The sequence below is a fragment of the uncultured Eubacterium sp. genome (assembly GCF_934525195.1).
GTDB lineage: Bacteria > Bacillota > Clostridia > Oscillospirales > Acutalibacteraceae > Eubacterium_R.
Genome location: NZ_CAKSZA010000001.1, coordinates 22,363 through 36,907, shown reverse-complemented (window position 1 = coordinate 36,907; position 14,545 = coordinate 22,363). Strand labels below are relative to the sequence as shown.

General features: G+C 40.6%; 13 protein-coding genes. All 13 read left to right on the top strand.

Features of this window, described 5'->3' with window-relative positions:
* Nucleotides 1-810 carry a TlyA family RNA methyltransferase gene (locus tag Q0E03_RS00160; RefSeq protein ID WP_297127918.1) on the top strand — a complete coding sequence of 270 codons (810 nt, stop codon included), beginning with the start codon at nt 1-3 and terminating at the stop codon, nt 808-810.
* A gap of 8 nt (nt 811-818) precedes the next feature.
* A complete protein-coding gene (locus Q0E03_RS00155) occupies nt 819-1,682 on the top strand; it encodes an NAD(+)/NADH kinase (protein WP_294834608.1) in 864 nt (287 codons plus the stop codon).
* On the top strand, nt 1,679-2,131 hold the full coding sequence (locus tag Q0E03_RS00150; RefSeq protein ID WP_297127914.1) for an arginine repressor: 453 nt from the start codon (nt 1,679-1,681) through the stop codon (nt 2,129-2,131). Before Q0E03_RS00155 ends, Q0E03_RS00150 begins: the two co-directional genes overlap by 4 nt.
* Nucleotides 2,124-3,794 (top strand): DNA repair protein RecN, encoded by a 1,671-nt coding sequence (gene recN, locus Q0E03_RS00145; RefSeq protein WP_297127911.1) that lies wholly within the window; start codon nt 2,124-2,126, stop codon nt 3,792-3,794. The genes Q0E03_RS00150 and recN overlap by 8 nt, the downstream gene beginning before the upstream one ends.
* Before the next feature lie 87 nt (nt 3,795-3,881).
* Complete coding sequence (tyrS, locus tag Q0E03_RS00140) at nt 3,882-5,105, top strand: tyrosine--tRNA ligase (protein WP_297127907.1); 1,224 nt, start codon at nt 3,882-3,884, stop codon at nt 5,103-5,105.
* A 179-nt stretch (nt 5,106-5,284) separates the two neighbouring features.
* Entirely contained in the window at nt 5,285-7,255 is a 1,971-nt protein-coding gene (gene ligA / locus Q0E03_RS00135; protein WP_297127904.1) for an NAD-dependent DNA ligase LigA, read from the top strand.
* A gap of 1 nt (nt 7,256) precedes the next feature.
* The gene (locus tag Q0E03_RS00130) at nt 7,257-8,093 is read left to right on the top strand and encodes a hypothetical protein (RefSeq protein WP_297127901.1); all 837 of its coding nucleotides are present in this window, start codon (nt 7,257-7,259) and stop codon (nt 8,091-8,093) included.
* A 293-nt stretch (nt 8,094-8,386) separates the two neighbouring features.
* Entirely contained in the window at nt 8,387-9,808 is a 1,422-nt protein-coding gene (murD, locus tag Q0E03_RS00125; RefSeq protein WP_297127898.1) for a UDP-N-acetylmuramoyl-L-alanine--D-glutamate ligase, read from the top strand.
* Between the two features lies 1 nt (nt 9,809).
* The gene (locus tag Q0E03_RS00120) at nt 9,810-10,826 is read left to right on the top strand and encodes a M42 family metallopeptidase (protein ID WP_297127894.1); all 1,017 of its coding nucleotides are present in this window, start codon (nt 9,810-9,812) and stop codon (nt 10,824-10,826) included.
* Nucleotides 10,819-11,826 (top strand): M42 family metallopeptidase, encoded by a 1,008-nt coding sequence (locus tag Q0E03_RS00115; RefSeq protein WP_297127891.1) that lies wholly within the window; start codon nt 10,819-10,821, stop codon nt 11,824-11,826. The genes Q0E03_RS00120 and Q0E03_RS00115 overlap by 8 nt, the downstream gene beginning before the upstream one ends.
* A 26-nt stretch (nt 11,827-11,852) precedes the next feature.
* A complete protein-coding gene (locus Q0E03_RS00110; RefSeq protein WP_297127888.1) occupies nt 11,853-12,572 on the top strand; it encodes a GNAT family N-acetyltransferase in 720 nt (239 codons plus the stop codon).
* Entirely contained in the window at nt 12,569-13,840 is a 1,272-nt protein-coding gene (locus Q0E03_RS00105; RefSeq protein WP_297127885.1) for a methionine gamma-lyase family protein, read from the top strand. The genes Q0E03_RS00110 and Q0E03_RS00105 overlap by 4 nt, the downstream gene beginning before the upstream one ends.
* Nucleotides 13,830-14,540, top strand: a complete 711-nt coding sequence (locus tag Q0E03_RS00100; RefSeq protein WP_297127882.1) for a DUF2461 domain-containing protein — start codon at nt 13,830-13,832, stop codon at nt 14,538-14,540. Before Q0E03_RS00105 ends, Q0E03_RS00100 begins: the two co-directional genes overlap by 11 nt.
* Nucleotides 14,541-14,545: the final 5 nt, after the last annotated feature.

Here is a 14,545-nt window from a genome sequence, read left to right as displayed (position 1 = left end):
ATGCAAAAGAAAACAAGACTTGATGTTGCCGTATTTGAGCAAGGCTATGCTCCGAGCAGGGAAAAAGCCAAGGCAATAATTATGGCAGGTATAGTATATGTAAACAATCAAAAGGTGGACAAGGCAGGCTTTGAACTCAAAGAGGGCGATGTGCTTGAAGTCAGAGGCAAAACCCTTCAGTATGTGTCGCGAGGCGGTTTGAAACTCGAAAAGGCTATGCAGGAATTTCCTATAATTCTTGACGGCAAGGTTTGTATGGATGTAGGTGCTTCAACAGGCGGTTTTACCGATTGTATGCTCCAAAACGGTGCAGTAAAGGTGTATTCCGTTGATGTCGGCTACGGTCAGCTTGCGTGGAAACTTCGCACCGACGAACGAGTTGTCAACCTTGAACGAACAAATTTCAGATATGCAACGCGTGAACAAATCCCCGATGAAGTGGATTTTGCTTCGGTTGATGTGTCGTTTATATCTCTTAAACATATTTTGCCGAATTTGAACACACTTCTTGCATCGGACGGACAAGCTGTTTGTCTTATCAAACCGCAGTTTGAGGCAGGCAAGGAAAAGGTCGGCAAAAAGGGTGTTGTCAGAGATTTAAACGTTCATCTTGAGGTTGTTGAAAATGTAATCAATCTTGCCGTTGAAAACGGTTTCAGCGTTATGGGACTTCAGTTTTCACCGATTAAAGGTCCTGAGGGTAATATTGAATATTTGATTTATCTTAATAAAACGGAACAACCGATTGTTTCAGAAAATGTAAATGCTAAAGAACTTGTAAATATGTCACACACAGAACTTGATAAGTAGGTGAGAAAATGAAAATTGCGATTTTTCCTAATGTATATAATAAGGATGTTTCCAAACTGACCGACCAAATTGTCGCAGTCCTTTTTCAACTCGGTATTCAGGTTGAAATTGCAAAATGCAACAAGGATATTGAGGACATTTCAAAGCCTCTTTTTGCCAACCAGGAAGAACTTATCAAAAGAAATGATATTATGATTGCTGTCGGCGGTGACGGAACAACGCTTAATATTGCAAAATCATCTGCATTGCATGACAAACTGACTCTTGGTATAAACGCAGGCAGACTCGGTTTTATGAGCGGACTTGAAAGAGATGAACTTGCCCTTTTAAAATGTCTTTCAACCGGTGATTACGAGGTTGAAGAGCGTATGATGATTCGTGCGGTTGTCACCGATAAAAACGGCGTGCAAAGCGAATATCAATGCCTTAATGATGCTGTTATTTCAAGAGGCGACCTTGCAAGACTTATTGATATTTCCGTTATGTGCGGCGGCAGACTTGTGTCGGATAATAGGGCTGACGGAATGATTTTTTCAACTCCGACAGGCTCAACCGCATATTCAATGGCAGCAGGCGGACCTGTTGTCAGCCCGGATAATTCATGCGTTGTGGCAACTCCTATTTGCCCGCATTCATTAATCAATCGAAGCATTGTTTTTTCACCCGATAAAACACTTGAAATTTCCGTGATTAACGATAGGAATAATAATGCTTATCTCTCGATAGACGGCAAGGAGTCCATTCCTATTGATGAGGAAACAAAAATCACTATTTCTAAATCATCTTATACAGCCAAGCTGATTAAGATTAAACCCGATAATTTTTACGAAATTCTCAATAAAAAATTGCTCGAAAGGAGAATTTTACCTTGAAAAAAAGAAGACAGGCAAAAATTATAGAGCTTATTACACAAAATGAGATTGAAACCCAAGAGGAACTTCAAGATATGCTTGACAGCTTCGGTTTTGAAGTTACACAAGCAACTATATCCCGTGATATAAAGGAACTTCGACTTGTAAAGGAATTGTCATCAAAGGGTAGATATGTCTATTCAACAGGCAAAAAAAGTGCCGATAATATTGCTCACAGAGTCGGCGGAATTTTTAATGAAACAATTATCAGCATTGATTTTGCAATGAACATTATTGTAATCAAATGCTTTTCAGGTATGGCAAATGCCGCCTGTGCCGCAATTGATTCAATGAACCATGGTGAAATCCTCGGCACTATTGCAGGTGACGATACTATTTTTATTCTTTGCAGAAGCGAGGAAATTGCTTCACAGTTTACAGACAAATTGAGGACTATGTTAAATGCTTAAAACTTTGAGTATCGAAAATATTGCTGTTATCGAAAAGGCAGAAATAGAATTTTCAAACGGCTTCAATGTTCTGACCGGTGAAACCGGTGCGGGTAAATCCATTGTAGTCGATTCTATCAATGCAATTTTAGGCGAGCGAACATCAAAAGAACTTGTCCGTGCGGGTAGCCAAAATGCTCTTGTCACAGCATATTTTGAAGATATAAACAAAGAAGTTGAACAAAAACTTAATGAATTTGACCTGCCTTGTGATGATGACGGTGCTCTTGTTCTTTCAAGAAAAATCTCCGCACAGGGCAAATCAACTTGTAGAATTAACGGCAGCGTTTGCACCGTTTCGATGCTCAAAGAGGTTGGCAATCTTCTTGTCAATATCCATGGTCAGCACGACAGTCAAACTTTGCTTAATGCCGATTATCACTATAAATTTGTTGATATGTACGGCTCTCTTGACGGTGTTCTTGATGAATATAAGCAGTCGTTCAGACAGCTTTTGTCGGTCAGAAAGCAGTTAAAGGCTTTGACCTTGAACGCAGATGAACGAGACAGACAGATTGAACTTTTGGATTATCAAATCAAGGAACTTTCCGATGCCGAAATCAAGGTTGGCGAATGGGACGAACTCAAAAAACGCAAAAATATTATTTTGAATTCGCAAACCCTTTTGCAGTCGCTCAATTCTGCCTTGTCGGCGTTTAACGGCAGCGATGAGTATTCCGGCATTTCAACTTTGCTTTCAACAGCGGTTAAGGAAATCGGCTCTGTTTCGGATGTTGACAGCGATATAAAGGCTGTTTATGACAAGGCGGAGGCGCTCAATGACAGCGTAGAGGTTGTAAAAGATGCCTTGCTTGATAAGATTAACAGCATTGAATTTGAACCCGAAGAACTTAACAGAATAGAAGAACGGCTTGATTTGTACTATACTTTTTCAAATAAGTATGGCGAAACCGAACAAGATATGCTATACTATCTTGATGAAGCTGTAAAAAAACGAACAGCGTTTGAAAACTCCGAGGAGGAGCTTGAAAAACTTAATGTTCGGTATGACGAGATTTTTAATCAAACCGTTGCACTTGCACAAAAGCTTACCGATTTGAGAAAATCGACGGCTGAAAAGCTCGGAAACGAAATTTGCAAACAACTTGAATTTTTGGATATGCCTAAAATTAAGTTTACTACTTCGTTCGAAAAGGGTAATTTGTCGGCTAATGGCTGGGATAAGATTGAATTCCGTATTGCAACCAATGTCGGTGAAACGGCAAAGCCTCTTGCAAAAATCGCTTCGGGCGGTGAACTTTCAAGAATTATGCTTGCCATCAAGAGTATTATTGCTCAAAAAGACAGCATCGACACTCTGATTTTTGATGAGATTGATACGGGCGTCAGCGGTAAGGCGAGCAGAAAAATCGGCTTAAAATTGAAAGAACTCGGTGCATTCACACAGGTTATCTGTGTCACTCATTCCGCACAGATTGCTTCTGTTGCCGACAGTCATTTTCTTATTGAAAAGAATGTTGAAAACGATAGGACATATACTAATGTAACCGTTCTTGATTATGACGGCAGAAAGAACGAACTTGCAAGAATTATGGGTGGTATCAATGCTACCGAATCATTGCTAAAATCAGCGGAGGAATTGCTTAATAATTATGGGAATTAATGTGGAGCAAAAGGTAAAAAACGGCACATGTGCTGTTTTGTCGGCTTGATTTGTAATATATAATTTTATTTTTTGGAGGATATATAAATGGGAGTTTATGAAGAACTCGTTGAGCGTGGACTTATCGCTCAGGTAACAGATGAAGAACATATCAGAGAGCTTGTAAATAACGGTAAGGCAGTATTCTATATCGGCTTTGACCCAACTGCCGATTCACTTCATGTCGGTCACTTTATGGCACTTACACTTATGAAGCGACTTCAACAAGCAGGCAACAAGCCTATCGCTCTTATCGGTGGCGGTACTGCAATGATTGGTGACCCGTCAGGCAGAACCGATATGCGTCAAATGATGACAAAAGAAACTATCAATCACAACTGCGAATGTTTCAAAAAGCAGATGTCAAGATTTATCGACTTCGGCGAGGGCAAGGCTATGATGGTCAACAATGCCGATTGGCTTCTTGACCTTAACTATATTGAGGTGCTTCGTGAGGTTGGCGCTTGCTTCAGCGTAAACAGAATGTTGAACGCAGAGTGCTATAAGCAAAGAATGGAAAAGGGACTTTCATTCCTTGAATTCAACTATATGATTATGCAGTCTTACGATTTCTATGCTTTGTACCAAAAGTACGGTTGTAATCTTCAATTCGGCGGTGACGACCAGTGGAGCAATATGATTGGCGGTATGGAACTTATCCGCAGAAAACTCGGCAAAGAAGCAAATGCCATGACTATCACACTTCTCACAAACTCCGAGGGTAAGAAGATGGGCAAAACTCAAAAGGGCGCTGTTTGGCTTGATGCAGAAAAAACAACTCCTTATGAGTTCTATCAGTATTGGAGAAATGTTGATGACGGCGATGTTATCAAGTGTATGAAACTTCTCACATTCATCCCTATGAGCGAGATTAATGAGTATGCAAAACTCGAGGGCGCAGAGCTTAATAAGGCAAAAGAGGTTCTTGCTTATTCTCTTACAGAACTTGTTCATGGCAAGGAAGAGGCAGACAAGGCTCAAGCAGCGGCAAAGGCTCTTTTTGCAGGCGGTTCAGATGACAGCAATATGCCGACGACAACTGTTGACGATGCAGATTTCGAGGACGGCAAAGTAACTGTTCTTTCTCTTATGATTAAGGCAGGTATGATTAAGTCAAACGGCGAGGGCAGACGCCTCATTCAGCAGGGCGGTATCAGCGTAAACGATGAAAAAATCACCGATGTTTTCACCGCTGTATCAAAGGACGACATCGCAAACGGCATTGTTGTTAAGAAAGGCAAAAAAGTATTCCACAAGTTCACACTTGCATAATTGAATAGTTTTAAAATCTTTTGTGTGTCGAAAAGATTTTTCTGGCGTGTTTCAGGAGCTTTATCGACAGTCTAAAAATACCATTTCAGAAATGAAGTGGTATTTTTTTATGCCGTGTAGGTTGATAAAATGTCCTTATAATGTTATAATAATTATAATTATTGCTTTAAGGTGATTATATGGAAAATATCAAGCAAAAAATTGATGAATTAAGAAAAACTCTTCGCTATCATTCCGACCGTTATTATAACGATGACGCACCTGAAATTGAGGACTACGAGTACGATATGATGATGCGTGAACTTAAAGAATTAGAAGAAAAATATCCCCAGTATGACGCTGTTGATTCTCCGACGAAAAGAGTCGGAGGTAAAGCGGATAATTCCTTTGAAAGCGTTGAACATACTGTCAGAATGGAAAGTTTGCAGGACGCTTTTTCAAAAGAGGAAATCTTTGATTTTGACCGTAGAGTAAAGGAAAGTGTTTCGGATGTTCATTATGTTGTTGAGCCGAAAATTGATGGCCTTTCCGTAAGTCTTGAATATGTCAACGGCGAGTTTGTAAGAGGTTCAACCCGTGGTGACGGAAATGTTGGCGAGGATGTTTCGGGCAATTTGCGTGTAATTCATAACATTCCGCTCAAACTCAATGTTGCCGTTCCTTTTATTGAGGTCAGAGGCGAGGTCTATATGCCTAAAAAGAGTTTTGAACGAGTTGTTGACCGCCAGCTTATCAATGACGAAAAGCCGTTCAAAAATCCTCGAAACGCTGCCGCAGGCTCTCTCCGTCAAAAGGACAGCAGGGTTGCCGCCGAGCGTGGACTTGATATTTTCGTTTTCAATATTCAGCAAATCGAGGGCGTAACCCTTAATTCTCATAAGGAAAGCCTTGATTATCTCAAAAAGCTCGGCTTCAACACAATTCCTTATTATGAGAGAGTTGACGATATTCAAACTGCATTTTCAAAGGTTGAGGAAATCGGCGAAAGACGAGGAAGCCTCGAATTTGACATTGACGGTGCGGTAATCAAGGTTGATGATTTTGCTCAAAGAGAGATTTTGGGCTCAACCGCAAAGTTTCCAAAATGGGCAGTTGCTTTCAAATATCCGCCCGAGGAGAAGCAGACAAAAATTATTGATATAGAAATTACTGTCGGCAGAACGGGCAAACTCACTCCGACAGCAGTTCTTGAGCCTGTTCACCTTGCAGGAACAACAGTTTCGAGGGCAACGCTCCATAATCAGGATTTTATCAACGAAAAAGGCGTTAATATCGGCGATGTTGTTACTGTCAGAAAAGCGGGCGATATCATTCCGGAAGTCCTGTGCGTGAATGAAAAGCACAGTGACGGCAGTTTTGTTTATCCCGATACTTGCCCGTCTTGCCACGAAAAGGTTATCAGAGAAAACGGCGAGGTTGATATCAGATGTATCAATCCCGAATGTCCGGCACAGCTTCTTCGCAATTTGATTCACTTCTGTTCTCGTGATGCGATGGATATTGAGGGACTCGGTCCGAGTATTATTGAAACCTTTGTAAATGAGGGTATGATAAACAAGGTGACCGATATTTATCATCTTGATAAAGAAAAAATTGCTTCGTTGGACGGGTTTAAAGAAACAAGCGCAAACAACATCATCACTTCTGTTGAAAACAGCAAGAACAATGATTTGGGCAAATTGATTTTTGCTTTTGGTATTCGTCATATCGGCGCAAAGGCTGGAAAATTGTTGGCTGATGAATTTAAAAATATCGACAATATCATCAACGCTTCAAAAGAAGCAATCCTTGATATAGACGGATACGGCGATATTATGGCGGATGCCGTGTATGACTTTTTCCATACAGAAAATGCGATTGAACTTGTTAATGAACTAAAGGCGGTTGGTGTGAATATGCAGAGCAAAACCGTTGTAGTTGACAAAAGATTTGACGGTATGACCTTTGTTTTGACAGGCACATTGCCAACCTATAAACGCTCGGAAGCTTCAAAGATTATTGAATCCTTTGGCGGCAAAACTTCATCATCTGTCAGCAAAAAAACAAATTATGTCCTTGCAGGTGAGGCAGGAGGCTCAAAACTTGATAAAGCTGCGGCTCTCGGTGTTCCTGTGATTGATGAAAATGAATTTAACGAAATGATTAAGTGATATGAGAGAATTTAGAAAAATACAAAAAAGATTAAAAAAAATAATGAACTCCGTTGTCATTGTAACAGCCGTTTACCTTTTTGTTTATATCGGCGTTGAGCCTGTTATGGCTAAATCACTCGGTGCAACGGTGACTATGATTGCCGCTTATTTGAGTGATATTCTTGTCGTTGCGAGTATGGCTGTTCTGTTCCTGTATTTTTCAAAATACGGCAAGAGCGATAAATTTCTTGAATCTGTTGAGAATGAACTGTCCGACACCGGATATTATTTCACCGCAAGGCAGGAAAAGGATGTAGACAGCTATTACAACGCTGTTGTTGAGAATTTGCGACTCAATTCTTTTTCGGTTGACGAAAAGGTTGTTGTTGATGATTTTGAGTTCCCTGCTCGTGCAACAAAGGGCAAGAGCGTAATCTATATTCTCAAAGAAGATGAAGTTGACAAAAACGATTTGATTGCTTATCAAGAATCGGCAATTTATGATTTGACCTCAATCAACCTAAAGCGCAAGGCTGATGTTGTTATGCTTTATATTTGTGACCATGCCGATGACGGTGCCGTTTCGCTGTCAAAAATGATTACTCCGCTTGGCAGAAAAGAGCAAATAAAGATTGCAAATGCCGTTGTTGAGGTCTCAACTTCACGCTGTTATTTCCTCGGAAATAAAGCAACGAAGTGCCAACAGTTGATTGCAAATTATGCTATGAATGTTGAAGTTCCAATCAAGGACGAGTTCAAAGGTAATGAGCAATTGCCATTTCAGGCAGAACTTGAAGAACATATGAAAGAATTTAACATAAAAGACTTTAAAAACGGTACTTTCTATGCACATTAATTGCTGATAAAGCACCTTAATCGTACCATAAATATATAGACCGATTTGAGCTTCCTTTGAGTAAAGCAAGGTGGCAAAATTATGTGTTGACGGAGGGATTGTAAATATATTTTGTGCATCGAGCACAAAATATATTTGGTACTTTTCGTTTTTTACTCAGTCGAGGTACCATCGTACATCTTCCTTCGTAAGAAAACGAAATTTAGGCACTTTCTCAACAATCATTATACAACTTATCCGACTACAATAAGTTGTAAAATTATATATTGTAGTCGGAAAGGATAGGCGGTTTTATGACACCGGCTGAAGAGTATATTAATTCAATAAAAGGCAAAAAAGTTGCATTTGTGGGTATGGGAGTTGCGAACACTCCGTGTGCTGAATTTTTGGCAAAAAACGGGATAGAAACCTATGCTTGCGATATGCGAGACAAAAAGTATATCGGTGAGGAGGTTTGCAAGCGCCTTGAAAGTTTGGGCGTTCATTTCTCACTCGGCGAACATTATCTTGATGTTTTGCCACAGATGGACATTGTTTTTCGTTCTCATGGAATTTTGCCGTTTCAAAATCCTTGGATTGGCGAATGTATCAAAAGAGGACAAACTGTCACGACTGAAATGGAAGTGTTTTTCAAATACTGTCCGTCAAAGATTTTTGCGGTAACAGGTTCAAACGGAAAAACAACCACAACAACACTCATTTCAAAAATGCTTGAAGCAGAGGGATACAAAGTGTTTCTTGGCGGAAATATTGGCAAAGCACTTATGCCGTGCCTTGACGAAATCACAAAAGACGATATAGCCGTTGTTGAACTTTCGTCATTCCAACTTCTTACAATGGGCAATATGAAAAACAAGCCTGATGTTGCGGTTGTGACAAATATCGAGTGTACTCATCAGGACCATCACATCAGCCTTGATGAATATGTTGACGCAAAGCGTAATGTTTTGATTTATCAAAATGCTTCGCAACGCACCGTGCTCAATGCGGATTGTGATTATTCAATCGGCAACAGCGTTTATCACGATATGAGATATGATGTAAGAGGACAGCTTTTCGAATTCTCAATCAAGCACCCTGTTGAAAACGGCGCTTATATGGACGATAATGACGATATTTATTATGTTGAAAACGGCAAAAAAACACTTGTTATGAACAAGTCGGATATCATCATTCCGGGTATGCACAATGTTGAAAATTATTGCACCGCAATTTCTGCCGTTTGGGGAATGGTCGGAGTTGACACAATCAAAAAGATTGCGCAGACCTTCGGCGGTGTTGAACACAGAATTGAATTCGTCAGAGAGTTTGACGGAGTAAGATATTACAACGATTCTATTGCAACATCTCCAAGCCGTGTAATCAGCGGATTAAAGGCGTTTGGCACAAAAATAATCGTCCTTATGGGCGGAAGCGATAAGGGCAACGATATGTCAGAAATGGTGCCTTATATTTTGAAATATGTAAAACTTCTTGTTCTCAACGGTGCAACCGCAGATAAGATTTACGACACAATTATTGCTGACCCGAATTATAGGAATAGCGGTATTGTTATCGAAAAAGTGCCGACTATGGCAGAGGCTCTTGAAGTCGCAAAGTCTAAGGCACAGCCGGGTGATATAGTTTCGCTCTGTCCTGCGTGTCCTGCTTTTGACCAGTTCAAAACATTTGAATACAGAGGCAGAGAATTTAAAAGAATGGTTAACGAGTTTTAATATGAATACTATTGAACTATTGAAAAAACTGACATCTGCAGTCGGTGTTAGCGGTATGGAAAAAAATGTGTCGGTTTTGCTTGCCGATATGCTCAGGCAGTACGGTGAAGTTACGGTTGACGATATGAACAATGTTGTTTGCATCTTTGGCAGCGGAAAACACTTTTTGCTTGATGCTCATCTTGACGAAATCGGCTTTATTGTAAAGGCTGTTACAAATGACGGCTTCATCAAGGTTGACAAATGCGGCGGAATTGACGAAAGAATGCTCCTTGCAAGCGAAGTTTCCGTTTGGGGCAAAAAAGAGGTTAGGGGAGTTATTTCTAATTTGCCTCCTCATCTTCAAAAATCAGGTGAGAAAAAACCGCCAAAGATTGACGAAATCGCAATTGATGTCGGTATGACAAAGACTGAAGCGGAGGAGATTATTTCTCTCGGCGACCGTGTAACATTCAAGCGTAATTTCAATGAGCTTGTCGGTACACAGGTTTGCTCAAATGTCCTTGATGACCGAAGCGGTGTTGCTTCAATCTTGCTTGCAGTTGAAAAACTAAAGAATGTTGATGCAAAGATAACAGTTTGCTTTTCTTCCCAGGAGGAAGTCGGCACACGAGGCGCAAAGACCGTTGCTTACGGCAAGGATGTTGACGAAGCGATTGTTGTTGACGTGTCGTTCGGCTACACTCCGATGTGCAAAAAATCCGACTGCGGTGAAATCGGTAAGGGTGTAATGATTGGTGTTGCTCCGATTTTGGATAACACTATGTCAAACAAAATGCAAGAAATTGCAAAAGCAAAGAATATTCCTTATCAGGTTGAAGTTATGGGCGGTGGTCACACAGGCACAAATGCCGATGTGATTACAATCAATCAATGCGGAATAAAAACATCACTCCTTTCAATCCCCGAGAAATATATGCACTCACCGATTGAAATTGTTGATGTAAAGGATGTTGAAGCAACCGCCGATTTGATTTGCGAATATATCAAGGAAAGTGTGGGTGATGTAAATGCTTAAAGAATTGTGTCTTATTAACGGTGCTTCGGGCAACGAGGACGCTGTCCGTGATTACATCATTTCACAGATTAAGGATTGTTGCGAATACAAGGTTGACAATCTCGGTTCAATTATTGCTTATAAAAAAGGCAAAAAAACGCCTGCACAAAAGATTAGTATCAACGCTCATATGGACGAGGTCGGATTTATTGTAACAGGCATAACCGATGACGGCTATTTGCGTTTTTCAAATGTCGGCGGAATTGACAGTCGAGTTTGCCTTGACCGAATTGTTACGGTTGGCAAAAAATCTGTTAAGGGTGTAATCGGCGACAAGGCTTTTCATCTCCTTTCTTCTGATGAAAAGGACAGTTGCCCAAGTTTTGACAATTTGCTCATTGATATCGGTGCAACCTCAAAAGAGGAGGCAGGACAATATGTTTCGCTCGGTGATTTTGCATATTTTGACAGCGACTATGTCGAACTCGGCAACGGATATATCAAGGCGAAGGCACTTGATGACCGTATAGGCTGTATGCTGATGATTGAACTTATAAAAAGCGAACTTGAATACGATACAGTATTTTGCTTCAATGTTCAGGAAGAAGTCGGACTTCGTGGTTCAAAGTGTACTTCATATGCCGTTGATGCGGATATTGCAATAGTGCTCGAATCCACAACTGCGGCGGATTTGGACGGAGTCAGCGGTGCAGACAGAGTTTGTGTACTCGGTGACGGTCCTGTAATTTCATTTATGGATAACCGTACGATTTATGACCGAGAACTATTTGAACTCGGTTTTGCCGTTGCAAAAGAAAATAATATTCCTGCTCAAACAAAAACGGCAGTTGCAGGCGGAAACGATGCAGGTGCAATTCAAACAAGCGGTGACGGAGCAAGAGTTATGGCAATTTCGCTCCCAACTCGCTATATTCACTCGGGTGCAAGCGTTGTAAAAGCGTCCGATATAGATGATACAAGGAGATTACTAAAGGCATTTTTACCTAAATTATCCGATTAATCGGATAGGTACGCCTTAATGAATTTATGATAGAAATAATAGACTCGGCAGAACAATTTAACGAATGGACAAAGCGTGACATCTACTCAATCAGGGTGTTGTCATTGCTTGAGTCCTATGGAACAAAATATCACTTCGCAACATTTTACCGTCAGATTATTGATGGCAAAATTACAGCGATTCTTTCACGACTTGACAATGATATAACTCTTGCACTCGATGACGGCTTTGACAATGCCGAATTTGTCAGGTTCTTTTGCATAACAGGGCACGGTGCAATTCTTTGCGACCCGGCATTTGAATTCGGTGCAAAGTATGATGAGGGCGTAATTATGTCGTGTGAACACAAACTTGAAAGTGTTGTGCACGGAGCAGAAATTGATGAATATCCAAAACTTATGGAGCTTTTCAATTTTGTGGATTATGACGGTCAGGATTTTAAGGCTTGGTATGTTGATGTCAGCCACAGAATCAGGCATAACACGGCAAAGGCGTATACCCTCAATGTTGACGGAACAATCGTTTCAAGCGGTATTTTGTCATCAATTTATGACGGTTATGCTGTTCTCACTGCCGTCAGAACGGCTGACGATTTCAGGCGAATGGGCTATGGCGGACAGCTCGTCAAATACATTTGCTCGGATGTGAAAAACACCGTCTATATTATGCGTGAGCAGAACTTGAACGAGCATTTTTATAATAGACTCGGATTTGAAAATATTGGTGTATGGAGAATGTACAGATGAATCCTTTTTTTAATATTGATGAAAAAATAGAGGCACAATCTCAAGAGGCACTTGAAAAGTGCAAAGACGCTTTTAAATATATTGATGAAATAACAGAATATAATCAACTCAAGGTGCAAAAGGCTTTTATAGATAATTGTATTTCAGAAAGCCATTTTGCATCATCAACAGGTTACGGCTACGGTGACCGTGGCAGAGAAACTCTTGATAAGGTGTGGGCACAGGTTTTCGGTGCAGAGGACGCTCTTGTTCGTCACAACTTCACTTGCGGAACTCACACCCTTGCAACAGCTCTTTTCGGCGTGCTTCGTCCGGGTGACAAAATGCTTTGTGTAACAGGCACACCGTATGATACCATACATAATGTAATCGGTATTTCAGGCGAGGGTATGGGTTCGTTAAAGGAATTCGGAGTTGAATATGATGAGGTTGCTTTGAAAGACAATGTGCCTGATTTGGAAGCTATCAAAAATGCCGTTGATGACAGCGTGACTATGGTTTACATTCAGCGTAGCCGAGGTTATGAACTTCGTCCGTCACTCACAGTTGATGTAATTGCCGATATTGTTAAAACAGTAAAGGCTAAAAATCCAAATGTAATTGTTATGGTTGATAACTGCTACGGTGAGTTTACTCAAAAACTTGAACCTTGCGAGGTCGGTGCGGATTTAATTGCAGGCTCACTCATCAAAAATGCAGGCGGCGGTATTGCGAGCACAGGCGGTTATATCGCAGGCAGACACGATTTGGTCGAAAAGTGCGCATATAGGCTTACTACTCCGGGACTCGGCAAAGAGGTAGGCTGCACAATCGGTATGAACAGAGAACTTTATATGGGTTTGTTCTTTGCTCCGCACACCGTTGGCGAAGCACTTAAAAGCGCTGTTTATATCTCTGCTCTTTTTGAGGGCTTCGGCTATGATGTAACACCTAAATATAATGAAAAAAGAGGCGATATTGTTCAATGCCTCGGTCTTGAAAATGAAGAAAGCCTTGTTGCTTTTTGTCAGGGAATTCAAAGCGGAAGCCCTGTTGACAGCTTTGTTTCACCGGAACCGTGGGATATGCCGGGATATGACAGCAAGGTTGTTATGGCGGCAGGTGCGTTTACATTAGGCTCATCAATCGAACTGTCTGCCGACGCTCCGATTCGTGAACCGTTTTATGCTTGGATTCAGGGCGGACTTAATTTTCATTCTGCAAAAATTTGTGCTGAACTTGCCGCACAGTCAATGCTCAACAAGGGGTTGTTAAAAAGTGGAATATAACTACAAAGGTATAAAACCTGAAAGTATTGAACTTCTTTGCCTAAATCGTTTTAACGATTCAAAACCGTTTTATGAAGAACACAAGGAAGAACTTAAACAGGGTATCACCGTGCCATTAAGACAAATGGTGCTTGATATGTCTGATGTGCTGTTTGACATTGATGACAAAATGTATCTTGATCCTGTCAGAGTTCATTCTCGTATTCACAGAGATACAAGAGGCAATCGTTCAAAGATAAGATACAGGGAAAATATGTGGGTGTTCTTCAGACGATACAAAAAAGAATACCCGTCTGCACCGTTTTATTATTTTGAATTTTATCCAAACAGCTATGGTTACGGTCTTGTTTTTTGGACTTGGAAAGCAAGCGATTTCAGGCTCGTTCATCAAATGATTGTTGAACAGCCAAAAAGATTCAGAAAAGCACTAAAGGCTTGTGAGAATGCAGGGTTTACATTTGAGGCAAGGGACTTTTACAAAAAAGAAGTTTATCCCGATGCCCCAAAAGATTTGAAACCATATTTGCTTGCGAAGAACTTTTCGTTCACATATAACAGCTTTGATATGAGCAGAATTGCATCAAGTACAATTATTGACGAAATGAGACTTGTTTTTGATATTGCTCGTCCAATGTACGAGTTTATGATTGAAGCACACGAAAAAATGATGCTTGAGGGCTTGATTAAACCGGAGGAATAATTGCT

Coding starts and splice junctions, on each gene's coding strand:
- tyrS (WP_297127907.1), top strand. CDS start 3,882: ATGGGAGTTTATGAAGAACTCGTTGAGCGTGGACTTATCGCTCAGGTA.
- Q0E03_RS00105 (WP_297127885.1), top strand. CDS start 12,569: ATGAATCCTTTTTTTAATATTGATGAAAAAATAGAGGCACAATCTCAA.
- Q0E03_RS00130 (WP_297127901.1), top strand. CDS start 7,257: ATGAGAGAATTTAGAAAAATACAAAAAAGATTAAAAAAAATAATGAAC.
- ligA (WP_297127904.1), top strand. CDS start 5,285: ATGGAAAATATCAAGCAAAAAATTGATGAATTAAGAAAAACTCTTCGC.
- Q0E03_RS00115 (WP_297127891.1), top strand. CDS start 10,819: ATGCTTAAAGAATTGTGTCTTATTAACGGTGCTTCGGGCAACGAGGAC.
- murD (WP_297127898.1), top strand. CDS start 8,387: ATGACACCGGCTGAAGAGTATATTAATTCAATAAAAGGCAAAAAAGTT.
- recN (WP_297127911.1), top strand. CDS start 2,124: ATGCTTAAAACTTTGAGTATCGAAAATATTGCTGTTATCGAAAAGGCA.
- Q0E03_RS00155 (WP_294834608.1), top strand. CDS start 819: ATGAAAATTGCGATTTTTCCTAATGTATATAATAAGGATGTTTCCAAA.
- Q0E03_RS00120 (WP_297127894.1), top strand. CDS start 9,810: ATGAATACTATTGAACTATTGAAAAAACTGACATCTGCAGTCGGTGTT.
- Q0E03_RS00110 (WP_297127888.1), top strand. CDS start 11,853: ATGATAGAAATAATAGACTCGGCAGAACAATTTAACGAATGGACAAAG.
- Q0E03_RS00160 (WP_297127918.1), top strand. CDS start 1: ATGCAAAAGAAAACAAGACTTGATGTTGCCGTATTTGAGCAAGGCTAT.